Below are 12,301 nucleotides of genomic sequence, written 5' to 3' on the forward strand. Positions count from 1 at the left end.
TCAATATATGAAAGTAGTTGTTGCAGGAAGCGGTAGTTGGGGCTGTGGATTGGCGCAGGTATTATGCGACAATCATGTAGATGTCATGATTTATGGCAATGATCCACAAGAAATCAATGATATCAATGAAAATCATCGTAATTCAAAATACTTTGAGGATGTGATCTTACATCCTGAATTAAAGGCAACCTTAGATGTCAATGTCTTTCATGATGCAGATGTCGTATTGTTTGTGGTACCAACGATTGCGATTGAATCTGTATGCAAACAAATCGATCCTATTTTAACTAAAAAGATCATTGCTGTTAATGCATCTAAAGGCTTTCATCCACAAACCAATGATCGTATGTCAAATGTTATCAGAAACAATATTTCTGCAGAACATTTAAGTAGCGTCGTATCTCTCATCGGACCAAGTCATGCTGAAGAAGTTGTGGTAAGAATGCTAACAACGATTTGTGCAGTTTCTTTGAATCAAGCTGATGCCAAAATTATTCAAGAACTGTTCAGCAACGAGTATTTGAGAGTCTATCGTGGAGATGATGAAATTGGAAGTGAAACCGGTGTTGCATTGAAAAATGCAATTGCTGTAGCAAGCGGAGTATTGTATGGATTAGGTTATGGTGACAATACTAGAGCTGCACTGATTACACGTGGTTTAGCAGAAATGATTCGTTATGGTGTAGCAATGGGCGGTAGAAAAGAAACCTTCATGGGATTAACAGGAATCGGTGATCTCATCGTTACTTGTACTAGCAAACATTCTCGTAATTTCCAAGCCGGATATGAGATTGGTACTCATAATAGCGCAAAATATTTTTGGGATAACAATAAGAAAACAGTGGAAGGTGTGCGTACCGCAAAGGTCGTACATGATGTTGCTCAAAAGATGGGAATTGACATGCCGATCATAGAAGAAATTTATAAAGTATTGTATGAAGAGAAAGATCCTAAAGAAAGTGCAAAGGATTTAATGCTTCGTGATCTAAAACACGAACAGATCTAAACACAAAAAGAAACGAACGATAAAATTGAATATGTTAATAGAAAGCCAGGGTGTATAATCATTTCTGGCTTTCTCTTTTTGTAGGCATACAATAAGAATTAATGTGGCTTATATAGGGGCATCCCAAAACAAGCAATGTTTACGGATAAGCAAAGCTATTTCATTATAGTAAGCACCAAACTTGAAAACGACTATCCGGAATATATAAAATGAAAGAAATAGAGAAAGATAGTGGAATCTGCTCAGATGTGGAGACTTTGTTTTCATATGATCCAGTTATGGGTCATTTTCTTGTGGATAAATACAAGAATTAATGGTATAATAACATGCGCTAAGTGCATTTTCATGGAGGATACGTACATGTCAGATTTACAAAAGGAAATCAAGCGAAGAAGAACCTTCGCTATTATATCTCATCCCGATGCTGGAAAAACAACATTAACAGAAAAGCTTCTCTTATATGGTGGAGCAATCATGCAAGCGGGAAGTGTCAAAGGAAAGAAAGCCAACAAACACGCTGTCAGTGATTGGATGGAAATTGAAAAGCAAAGAGGTATTTCTGTTACCAGCTCTGTTTTACAGTTTGAGTATAATGATTTTTGTATCAATATCTTAGATACTCCTGGACATCAGGATTTTAGTGAAGATACTTATCGTACTTTGATGGCTGCAGACTCTGCAGTCATGGTAATTGATGCCAGTAAAGGTGTGGAGGCACAAACCAAAAAACTTTTTAAGGTTTGTTTATTAAGACATATTCCGATCTTTACATTTATCAACAAAATGGATAGAGCTGCAATGGATCCTTTCAAGTTATTGGAACATATTGAATCAGAACTAGGTATGGAAACCTATGCGATGAACTGGCCAATCGGTTCCGGTAAAGAATTTAAGGGTGTCTATGAACGAGATAATGAAAGAATTATTGCTTTTCATGGTGGGGATCATGGTCAAAAAGCAACGAAAGTTACACAAGGAAGTTTAGAGGATGATACATTCCGTCAAATCTTAGGAGATCATTTCTTTGAAAAGTTACGTGAAGATGCGGAATTATTGGATATCGCCAGTACACAATTTGATGAAGAAAAAGTGAATCATGGTCAAATGACTCCAGTATTCTTTGGTAGTGCATTGACAAATTTCGGTGTAGAACCGTTTTTAAGTCATTTCTTAGATATGACAACCTCTCCGCTCCCTAGAGAGTCTTCTATCGGCGAAATCAATCCGTTTGATGAACATTTTTCTGCTTTTGTATTTAAGATTCAAGCGAATATGAACAAAGCTCACAGGGACCGTATAGCCTTTATGCGTATATGCAGTGGGAAATTTGAAAAAGGTATGGAAGTTACTCTGATGCAACAAAATAAGAAAATCAAACTTTCTCAGCCACAACAATTCATGGCGCAAGATCGTGAAATTATAGAAGAAGCCTATGCAGGCGATGTCATTGGTGTATTTGATCCAGGTATCTTTTCCATTGGAGATACCTTGTGTGATTCTTCAATGAAATTTGAATTCAAAAAGATACCAACCTTTGCTCCAGAACATTTTGCACGAGTCACTCAAAAAGATACCATGAAACGAAAACAATTTACGAAAGGAATTACACAGATCGCACAAGAAGGAGCTATTCAGGTTTTCCAAGAAATCAATATCGGTATGGAAGAAATTATCGTTGGTGGGGTCGGTGTCCTACAATTTGAAGTTTTGGAACAACGTCTAAAAAGCGAATATAATGTAGATATCAAATTAGAAATCCTACCTTATCAAAGTGTTAGATGGATCGATGATCAAACAATAGATCCAAACACCTTGAATTTAACAGGAGAATCTAAGCGAGTCCGTGATCTAAAGGGAAGAAATCTGATCATCTTCATGAATAATTGGGGCATCAAGTGGGCATTAGAACAAAATAAAGGACTTACTTTAAGTGAAGTTGGTAATGCTGAATAAAACAATATGAAGTTTCACATACTAAACATGAACAAAGGAGTGTTATAGTATGAATGATGATGTCATTGTTTGTAATTGCTTAGGTGTTACTGTAAAAGATATTAAAGATGCAATCGCAGGTGGATGCAAATCGTTTGCTGAAGTACAGGAAAAGACTGGTGCCGGAACCGTATGCGGAGCTTGCATCGACGATGTAGAAACCTTAGTTAACAAGCTTTTATCTGAGAATTAGCCGAAAATTTCGGCTTTTTTTCTGCTCACTTCGCTATAAGAAAAGCATGCTATCAGAAAGCAAATCAAAGGAAATAAAACAAATCGCTTTCATATGGTCATAAAAAGGAAAATCTTATCATAAGTTTAGAGTGACTAAGGGAGGATAAAGCAATAATGAATACCACAGAAATTTTAAAAAATATAGCTCAGAGATGCGGTGGTGATATATACTTAGGTATCGTCGGCCCTGTTCGTGTAGGTAAATCCACATTTATCAAGGAGTTTATGGAAAAAGCAGTCATACCATATGTGAATGATGAATATGAAAAAGCCCGCATGATCGATGAGCTACCACAGGCTGGTGTTGGAAAGACCATCATGACAACAGAGCCAAAGTTTGTACCTAATACTGCCGCAACCATTGAATTTGACGATGGATTCACCGTAAATGTACGATTGGTTGATTGCGTAGGGTATGTAATACCAGAAGCAAAAGGATATAAGGATGAAGATGGTATCCGTATGGTTAGAACCCCATGGAATGAGGAAGCAATTCCTTTTAATGAGGCAGCCAAGATCGGTACACAGAAGGTAATTACGGATCATTCCACCATCGGTATTGTTGTTACAACAGATGGATCCATTTCAGATCTATCCAGAGAAGCCTATATTGAGGCAGAAGCTGAAGTGATCGATGAATTAAAGTCTATTGGAAAGCCTTTTATTGTAGTTGTAAATAGCAGTGATGTGAATTCTATGAGCTGTAAAGCTGTTGTTGATAAATTGATTGAAAAATACCAGGTGCCGGTTTTGGCTATGGCTGTCAATCACATGAGCGAAAATGATGTTCATGATATCTTAAGAGAAGCATTGTATGAGTTTCCAGTTTCAGAAATCAACATCAATATGCCACAATGGATCGCTGTACTTGATGACGAGCATTGGTTGAAAAAAAGTTTTAATCAGACGATACAAGACAGTATGTCCAGTGTAGAAAAGCTAAAAGAAGTAGAGAACATCAAAGATGTCCTTAATGAAAATGAATACATTGATACAAGCAATATTGCGACCATAGATACTGGAGCAGGCATTGTTAATGTGGATATCGTCGTGAAAAACGGTTTGTATAATGAGATATTAAAGGAAATCATTGGTGTTGAAATTAAGGATAAGAGTGAATTGATTGCCTTGATGCAAGAATATAGTAAAGCCAAAAGAGAATATGATACCATCAGTAGTGCTTTAAAAATGGTAAAACAAACTGGTTATGGCTTTGCCAGCGCATCACTTCAAGATATCCAATTAAGCAAACCGGAAATCATCAAGCAGGGAAGTCGTTATGGAGTGAAATTAAAAGCGATTGCCCCAAGCATTCATATGATAAAAGTAGATGTAGAATCTAGCTTTGAACCAATCATTGGCAGTAAAGAGCAAAGTGAAGAATTGATTCGTTATTTATTACGAGATGATGGTGATGATGATCAAAGCATTTGGGAAAGCGATATCTTTGGACGCAAGCTAAGTGATCTGATTCGTGATGGCTTAAATGCGAAGCTTTCCATGATTCCCGAAGCAGCTAGAATCCGCCTACAAGATATCCTAACAAAGCTTGTGAATAAAGGAAAAGGAAACGTGATTGCCATCGTTTTATAAAATATAGAATAAAAATGTGAATTAAGGTATTCTTTCCTTATTTTCTTAAAATGTATTGAAAAACAAGGCTCTAAATGGTATTATATATTCATGTTGGAGGTAATTAACATGAGTGAAATTTTAAATAAAAAAGCATTAGTCGAAAGCGTTGCTGAAAAGTTGGAAATGACAAAAAAAGATGCTACAGTAGCAGTAGACACAGTTTTTGAAGAAATCGTTAACACTTTGGCTAACGATGGTAAAGTAGATATTTCTGGATTTGGTAAATTTGAAGTTAGTGAACGTCCTGCTCGTATGGGAATCAACCCAGCTACAAAAGAGCCTTTGGAAATTGCTGCATCAAAATCACCTAAATTCAAAGCTGCAAAAGCATTTAAAGAAGCTGTAAAATAAGATAGATGAAAGGATATGGAATTGATATCCTTTTTTCTTATGTTCTCAGTTGAAAAAAATGTGTTATAATAATAAGCAAATCAGCATTGGAGGTTTTAAAGTTTATGTCAATCAATTCCATTCAATATTTACTTTATATACTAGGATTTGCTATTGTTATGTTAGCACAAGCTCGTGTACAACAAGTATATAATCAATACAAAGCAAAACCTAATGCAAGGAAAATGACAGGGAAAGATGCAGCCAGGATGATCTTAGATGCCAGTGGGTTACCTGAAATTTCAGTAGAAGTAAGCAGGGGAGGTAGCTTGTCTGATCACTATGATCCAGTACATGGGGTAGTGCATCTTTCATCAGATATCTATTATAATACAAGCATCGCTTCCATCAGTGTTGCGGCACATGAAGTAGGACATGCCATACAACATAAAGAACATTATGGGCTTATCGCATTGCGCAATCGTATTTTACCAATTGCCAACATTGCTTCACAGTTAGGCTGGATCGTACTTGTGATAGGATTGTTTATGTTTGCTTCTACACCTGTTATTTTATATATTGGTTTATCACTCATCTTTGTTATTCTTTTGTTTCAGATCTTAACACTACCAATTGAGTTCAATGCATCTGATAGAGCCATAAAGAATCTACAAAGCTATCAACTGATTACAGACAATGAAACAGATGATGTAAAAAGAATGTTAAAAGCCGCTGCATTTACTTATGTTGCGGCTGTGTTATCCACACTTGCGCAAATACTTAGAATATTGTTAATGATTTTAGGGAACCAAAGAAGAAACAGTGATTAAATTAATCAAAAAGAACATGTAGTCATATTAACTGTGACTATTTCTTTTTACACATATTACTTCGCATAATATATATTATGTAATTTTTATGGATTAAAGAATTAAGCTAATTTGCAATGAAATCTTAACTGATGGATCATTCATGGTCTTATTACAAATTAATTCATCTAACATTCACTTTAGATGTTTGTATTTCTAAATCTTTAGGCTTATAATATAGACTAGTAAAAGAGGAGTGATAAGATTGACCATTGAACTAGCATATAAAAATATAAAAGAACTCGTTCCTTATATAAATGTTTTCTTTCATGATTATAGTCCGCTTTTTAAAATTAGCAATTACTTACTATTTATCTATGTTCCGTTTTATGTTATCTTCTCTCCCCTTTATCCTTCGATATTAACGTTTTCCGATTTCATTTTCTTTTGCTCATGTTTCCTTTTGATTTATTTAAAATCATATTTGTATTCTTTCATAGCATACAAAAAGCTAAATAAGCGAGATATTCTACTATATCTTGAAACAGGTCAAGTAGTGATATCAAAAGCAAATAGAAATAGTAAGAGAGTATTTGAAATTAATAAAAACAAAACCAAGCTATTAAACGAACAGGGACTTATACTTGTATTAAATTATAAAGCAGTTAGCTTTCTGTCAATTGGTATTCCAATTACTTCTTATTCTTGTAATAAAGAGTCTTTAGATAGCATCATCAAAAGTATCCATTCATAAACAAAAAAAGTTACAACCTTCCTAAGACTTCCCTTATCAGTTGTAACTTTTATTATTTTTAATCAACGATATTTAATCTTTTTAATATTGCTTTCTTTGCTTCTTGTTCTAAAGTGTCATCTAACGATGTTAGATCGCAAATTGCGATTTCCGGATTTCTTTTTTTCAGACCTTTATAAATTACAAAATCTGCAATTTCCGGATTTTTAGGTAGCAATGGTCCATGCATATAGGTTGCTAGTACTTGACCATTATAAAATCCTTCTTGCTTTGCGTCAAAATGATTGCCATAGCCTGCCAGTACATGGCCAAGAGGTGATACAACACCATAGGTCTGACCACCATGATTTTCGAATCCTACTGCTGTAAAGCTGTTGCCATCTAGGTTACATTCAATGGCAATATTTCCAATACAACGTGTTCCATTTGAGCCTGTATCTGTATAATAATCAAAGAACCCTAGACCTTCGATCTTTTCATTATCAGCGCTAATATAATATTGACCAAATAATTGATAACCTCCACAAATTAATAAGACAAAGGTTTGTTCCTCCATCGCTTTTTTGATTTGCTCTTTTCTAGAACGTAGGTCTTCTATTAACATTTTTTGTTCCTTGTCGGCACCTCCACCTAAGAACAAAATATCATATTGGCATAAATCTCGATCTTCACCAATTGCCAAAGTGTCGATCATGATAGAAATACCTCGATCTTCACAGCGTTTCTTCAAAACCATCATATTACCTTTATCACCATAAAGATCCATGATGTCATGATACATCCAACATACACGAAGTTCCATATTATCGTTCTCCATTCCTATTCTGATTTCAGTCTACTAACGAAAAGATTTCTAACAGGTTGCAATGCTGTATAAGTTGCAATAGCATACATGGTAGTGTCTGCCTTCAACAAAGCATCAACTGCATCTTTCAAATTCTCATGTATCTCTAATTCTCCATGATAATTACCATACTTTAAACGTAACGCCATGTCGTAACAACGAGTACCTGAAATGATCATCTTACACGTTTCCTCACATATTAATTTTTCAAAGAAAGTATCATAAATCCATGACACGTCTGTACCATCTTGGGCATTATCATTCAACACGATCATAATTGTTTTTTTACTGTGATCCTCTTCGATCACTTTCATTACCTCGTTGGCACCGGTCGGATTTTTTACTAAATTTAAAACTAAAGAGTGTCCTTGATAGGTAAAAGCTTCATTTCTTCCATCAGGTACTTTAATTTCCTGAAAAGCTTTTGCGATATAACTAGAATCAATATGATATAAGGTAGCAATTGCAATGACAGCCATACAATTATACATGGTGTATAAGCCCCCCTGTGGTGCTTGATATGTCTTACCATTAAATTCAAATCGTTTGCTTGGTATATCTATAACAATACCCAAGGCATCTATATTAGGAGTATGGAAATCACACCCAGTACATTGAAAATACCCTATATGAGAATATTGATAATAATCATATGTTAATCTGTTTCCACAACGTGGACAGAATTTTCCTTCACTCGCCTCTTTGGTTTCTTTGCTACTACTAATGCATTGTTCCATGCCGAAGTAAACAGCAGAAGCTTGTAATGCAGCATCTTTCAAACGAACAACGTTAGGATCATTGCCATTTAACACCAAAGTTCCTTTGAAATCATGAATTGCCTGCTCAATTTTCACGATCAGTTGTTCCATTTCTCTAGCTCGATCCAATTGGTCACGGAAAAAGTTGGTCACGACCAATGCATCTACTTTTAAATTCTTCATGATGAAAGGAATGTTTAATTCATCAACTTCCAATACGATAGCATCTGCTTTGACCTTTCGATTCCATCCTGTATTTGTAACCAAGGCAGTTGTAATACCTTCCTTAAGATTATCCCCTTTTCGATTGTTAATGACACGATATCCCGCATGTTCAAACATATCCGCAATCATATTACTGGTTGAGGTTTTTCCATTGGTTCCGGTCACTAAGATCACAGGGCAACTGATTTTTAGATTTTTTAATAAAGAAGGGTTGATTCTTAATCCGATAGATCCAGGTAAAGACCCTCCCCTATGTATCAAATGTAGTAAAAATGAAGATAATTTGGTTATGAGAATCGCAATGCTCGTCATATGGTTCCTCCTTTGTGAAGTAAGTTTACTTTTAACTTATACATTATACATGGATTGACGCAAAAGTTCTATGCTATCCTTTACAATTTATAAAATTTCCCTTGTATTAGTATGATATAAAGAGATTGTGTTTATGTGAAAACGTTTCAAAATTTAATCATTCAAGAAAATCACAAGGAAAATCGATAAAAATGCATAAAAATTTCTAAAAAATATAAAAAGAGGAAAAAATTACATAGAAATTCTGAAAATAAATGATATAATGTTCCTGTTACAATAAATGGAGGACAATCATGAAAAAAATCTACGAAGGAAAAACGAAAGATGTTTATGAATTAGAGAATGGCAATGTCATGCTGAAATTCAAAGATGACTGCACAGGAAAAGACGGTGTCTTTGATCCAGGTGAAAATGCGGTTGGATTGACAATTGAAGGTATTGGTAAAGCTAATCTAGAAACTTCTATTCACTTCTTTGAAATTCTGAAAAATGCCGGTGTCAAAACACATTATGTAAGCGCAGATGTAGAAAATGCAACTATGGAAGTTTTACCTGCGAAAGTATTTGGTAAAGGCTTAGAAGTCATCTGTCGTCTTGTTGCTACAGGAAGCTTTATTCGTCGTTATGGCGATTATATTGCTGATGGAACACCTTTAGAAGGTGGCTATGTAGAAGCTACATTAAAAGATGACGCAAAGGGTGATCCACTTATCACAAGTGAAGGTTTGGCTGCTCTTGGCATCATGAGTGAAGCTCAGTTTGAAAGCATGAAAGAACAGACATTAAAGATCACTAAAATCGTTGCAGAAGATTTGAAGAAAATCGGTTTAGATCTTTATGATATCAAATTCGAATTTGGCTACCATAATGATGAAGTAATTCTGATCGATGAAATTGCATCCGGTAACATGCGTGTTTACAAAGATGGTGCAATTGTGGACCCTGTTGATTTAACAAGCATGATTCTTAACAAATAAATAACACTAAAATGCAGGCAAAGGCGCCCTTATGGATATCGCTTTTACCTGCTTTTTTATCAATGAATGGAACTATAAACTTGGAAGAGTAAAGCCTATATACAATTTTTCTCATTGGTTTTCTTGACATCGTAAAATCACTGCCCTATAATTGTAACGTAGAATTTTCAAGCTGTGATTTTATTAAGAAAAGACTGTATTTATCGGCTTAATGAAGGATTCTATACTGGAGGACAAAATGAAAGAACTTGAATTGCTATATGAAGGAAAAGCAAAAAAAGTATTTGCGACAGAAGATCAAACTTCTGTGATCGTTGATTACAAAGATGATGCAACTGCATTTAATGGTGAAAAAAAAGGAACCATACTTGGTAAAGGCGCAATTAACAATAAAATGACAAATTTCCTTTTTGAAAAATTAGAGAAACAAGGAATCCCTACTCACTTTATCAAGGAGTTAGATGATCGTAGAACCCTTGTAAAAAAAGTGGATATCATTCCTTTAGAAGTCATTGTACGTAATAAGGTTGCAGGAAGCTTTGCAAAGCGTATGGGTCTAGAAGAAGGTACAGAGCTAGCATGCCCTATTTTAGAATTCAGTTATAAAAATGACGATCTGAATGATCCTATGATCAATCATTATATGGCTTTGGCTTTAAATATTGCATCACAAGAAGATATCGATACCATTACTGATATGGCATTTAACATCAATGATGTATTGAAGAAGATCTTTTATGCTATAGATATTGATCTTATTGATTTTAAATTAGAGTTTGGTCGTTATCAAGACAAGATCGTGCTTGCTGATGAAATATCTCCGGATACTTGTCGTTTTTGGGATATCCATACACAAGAGCATTTAGATAAAGATCGTTTTAGACGTGATTTAGGTGATGTAGAAGAAGCCTATCAGGAAGTCTATCAACGTCTTGGAATATAAAATAGAAAGGAATTTATAAAGCATGTATGATAAGTATGAAAGTCCGTTAGGACAACGTTATGCCAGTGAAGAGATGCAAGCATTATTTTCTAATGATAAAAAATTTAAAACATGGAGAAAATTATGGATTGCACTTGCGGAAAGTGAAAAAGAGTTAGGTTTAGCAATCACACAAGAACAAATCGATGAATTAAAAGCGCATGCTGAAGATATCAATTATGATGTCGCAAAGCAACGTGAAAAAGTTGTTCGTCATGATGTCATGAGCCATGTTTATGCATATGGTGAGCAATGTCCCAATGCCAAAGGTATCATCCATTTAGGTGCAACTTCTTGCTTTGTTGGTGATAACACGGATCTGATCATCATGAATGAAGGATTAGAGTTAATAAAGAAAAAACTAGTCAATGTATTGGCAGAAATGAAAAAGTTTGCTTTACAATACAAGGACCTTCCCGTTCTGGCATTTACTCATTTCCAACCAGCACAGCCAACAACATTAGGAAAACGTGCTGCTATATGGGCACATGATCTTTTGATGGATTATGAAGATCTATGTTATCTTTTAGAACATAAAAAGCTTCGTGGATGTAAAGGTACAACCGGTACACAGGCAAGCTTTATGGAATTGTTTGATAATGATGAAGAAAAAGTAAAACAACTGGATCAACTTGTCGCAGAAAAAATGGGATATGATAGTAGCTATCCAGTATCTACACAGACTTATTCTCGTAAAGTGGATTCTCGAATCTTAAATGTACTAGGTTCCATTGCTCAAAGTGCACATAAATTCTCTAATGATATTCGTTTGCTTCAGAATTTAAAAGAAGTGGAAGAACCATTTGAAAAGGGGCAGATCGGATCTAGCGCAATGGCATATAAACGTAATCCTATGCGAAGTGAACGTATGGCTTCCCTAGCCAATTATGTTATTGTGGATACGTTGAATCCTGCCATTGTTGCGGCAACTCAATGGTTTGAAAGAACATTAGACGATTCTGCCAATAAGCGAATCAGTATTCCAGAAGCATTTCTTGCCATTGATGGCATCCTTGATCTTTATTTGAATATCACCGATGGATTGGTGGTTTATCCTAAAGTCATTGAATCTCATTTGATGAAAGAATTGCCTTTCATGGCTACAGAAATGATTTTAATGGATGCTGTGAAAGCCGGTGGTGATCGCCAGGAACTGCATGAACATATTCGTGTACATTCTATGGAAGCTGGTAAGATGGTTAAGGTAGAAGGAAAAGAGAATGATCTATTAGAACGTATTGCAGCTGATGATGCTTTCCCTCAAGATATGGAACAATTAAAAGCAATCATGTCTCCTGAAAATTTTGTTGGTCGTGCACCACATCAAACGGAAGAATTTTTCCATGACTTTATTGATCCTATTTTGGAACAAGAAAAAGATGCATTAGGTATGCATGCTGACATTAACGTATAAATAAAGAAAAAGACGAAGTATCGTCTTTT

General features: G+C 35.1%; 11 protein-coding genes. 9 read left to right on the forward strand and 2 right to left on the reverse strand.

Translation table 11 applies throughout. The annotated features are described in order from the left end of the window. Positions 1–7: 7 nt before the first annotated feature. The 6 genes from UGRO018_RS02290 (at position 8) to UGRO018_RS02315 (ending at position 6,027) form a co-directional block, all read left to right on the forward strand. Positions 8–1,006, forward strand: coding sequence for an NAD(P)H-dependent glycerol-3-phosphate dehydrogenase (locus UGRO018_RS02290; protein ID WP_416324828.1), 999 nt, complete (start codon positions 8–10; stop codon positions 1,004–1,006). 360 nt (positions 1,007–1,366) lie between these two features. Beyond that, the gene (locus tag UGRO018_RS02295) at positions 1,367–2,959 is read left to right on the forward strand and encodes a peptide chain release factor 3 (protein ID WP_416324829.1); all 1,593 of its coding nucleotides are present in this window, start codon (positions 1,367–1,369) and stop codon (positions 2,957–2,959) included. 49 nt (positions 2,960–3,008) lie between these two features. After that, positions 3,009–3,191 carry a (2Fe-2S)-binding protein gene (locus UGRO018_RS02300; protein WP_416324830.1) on the forward strand — a complete coding sequence of 61 codons (183 nt, stop codon included), beginning with the start codon at positions 3,009–3,011 and terminating at the stop codon, positions 3,189–3,191. 155 nt (positions 3,192–3,346) lie between these two features. Then, entirely contained in the window at positions 3,347–4,825 is a 1,479-nt protein-coding gene (gene spoIVA / locus UGRO018_RS02305) for a stage IV sporulation protein A (RefSeq protein ID WP_416324831.1), read from the forward strand. 108 nt (positions 4,826–4,933) lie between these two features. Next, positions 4,934–5,218 carry an HU family DNA-binding protein gene (locus UGRO018_RS02310; RefSeq protein WP_416324832.1) on the forward strand — a complete coding sequence of 95 codons (285 nt, stop codon included), beginning with the start codon at positions 4,934–4,936 and terminating at the stop codon, positions 5,216–5,218. Between the two features lie 104 nt (positions 5,219–5,322). Next, a complete protein-coding gene (locus UGRO018_RS02315; protein ID WP_416324833.1) occupies positions 5,323–6,027 on the forward strand; it encodes a zinc metallopeptidase in 705 nt (234 codons plus the stop codon). A 791-nt stretch (positions 6,028–6,818) separates the two neighbouring features. On the opposite strand, the gene UGRO018_RS02320 is transcribed toward UGRO018_RS02315, so the two are convergent. Further along, positions 6,819–7,562, reverse strand: coding sequence for a type 1 glutamine amidotransferase (locus UGRO018_RS02320; protein WP_416324834.1), 744 nt, complete (start codon positions 7,560–7,562; stop codon positions 6,819–6,821). A 17-nt stretch (positions 7,563–7,579) separates the two neighbouring features. Next, positions 7,580–8,899, reverse strand: a complete 1,320-nt coding sequence (locus UGRO018_RS02325; RefSeq protein ID WP_416324835.1) for a MurT ligase domain-containing protein — start codon at positions 8,897–8,899, stop codon at positions 7,580–7,582. A gap of 293 nt (positions 8,900–9,192) precedes the next feature. On the opposite strand from UGRO018_RS02325, the gene UGRO018_RS02330 reads away from it, so the two are divergent. The 3 genes from UGRO018_RS02330 (at position 9,193) to purB (ending at position 12,272) form a co-directional block, all read left to right on the forward strand. Next, entirely contained in the window at positions 9,193–9,876 is a 684-nt protein-coding gene (locus UGRO018_RS02330; RefSeq protein WP_416324836.1) for a phosphoribosylaminoimidazolesuccinocarboxamide synthase, read from the forward strand. Positions 9,877–10,114: 238 nt separating this feature from the next. Further along, on the forward strand, positions 10,115–10,819 hold the full coding sequence (gene purC / locus UGRO018_RS02335; RefSeq protein WP_416324837.1) for a phosphoribosylaminoimidazolesuccinocarboxamide synthase: 705 nt from the start codon (positions 10,115–10,117) through the stop codon (positions 10,817–10,819). A gap of 22 nt (positions 10,820–10,841) precedes the next feature. Continuing rightward, a complete protein-coding gene (purB, locus tag UGRO018_RS02340; protein WP_416324838.1) occupies positions 10,842–12,272 on the forward strand; it encodes an adenylosuccinate lyase in 1,431 nt (476 codons plus the stop codon). The last annotated feature ends 29 nt before the right edge of the window (positions 12,273–12,301 follow it).

This window comes from Hoskinsella mucinilytica, from assembly GCF_045223415.1.
Classification (GTDB): domain Bacteria; phylum Bacillota_I; class Bacilli_A; order Erysipelotrichales; family Erysipelotrichaceae; genus Hoskinsella; species Hoskinsella mucinilytica.

Bases quoted from the DNA above. Each gene is read 5' to 3' on its own strand.
- UGRO018_RS02290 (WP_416324828.1), top strand. From the start codon at position 8: ATGAAAGTAGTTGTTGCAGGAAGCGGTAGTTGGGGCTGTGGATTGGCG.
- UGRO018_RS02295 (WP_416324829.1), top strand. From the start codon at position 1,367: ATGTCAGATTTACAAAAGGAAATCAAGCGAAGAAGAACCTTCGCTATT.
- UGRO018_RS02300 (WP_416324830.1), top strand. From the start codon at position 3,009: ATGAATGATGATGTCATTGTTTGTAATTGCTTAGGTGTTACTGTAAAA.
- spoIVA (WP_416324831.1), top strand. From the start codon at position 3,347: ATGAATACCACAGAAATTTTAAAAAATATAGCTCAGAGATGCGGTGGT.
- UGRO018_RS02310 (WP_416324832.1), top strand. From the start codon at position 4,934: ATGAGTGAAATTTTAAATAAAAAAGCATTAGTCGAAAGCGTTGCTGAA.
- UGRO018_RS02315 (WP_416324833.1), top strand. From the start codon at position 5,323: ATGTCAATCAATTCCATTCAATATTTACTTTATATACTAGGATTTGCT.
- UGRO018_RS02320 (WP_416324834.1), bottom strand. From the start codon at position 7,562: ATGGAACTTCGTGTATGTTGGATGTATCATGACATCATGGATCTTTAT.
- UGRO018_RS02325 (WP_416324835.1), bottom strand. From the start codon at position 8,899: ATGACGAGCATTGCGATTCTCATAACCAAATTATCTTCATTTTTACTA.
- UGRO018_RS02330 (WP_416324836.1), top strand. From the start codon at position 9,193: ATGAAAAAAATCTACGAAGGAAAAACGAAAGATGTTTATGAATTAGAG.
- purC (WP_416324837.1), top strand. From the start codon at position 10,115: ATGAAAGAACTTGAATTGCTATATGAAGGAAAAGCAAAAAAAGTATTT.
- purB (WP_416324838.1), top strand. From the start codon at position 10,842: ATGTATGATAAGTATGAAAGTCCGTTAGGACAACGTTATGCCAGTGAA.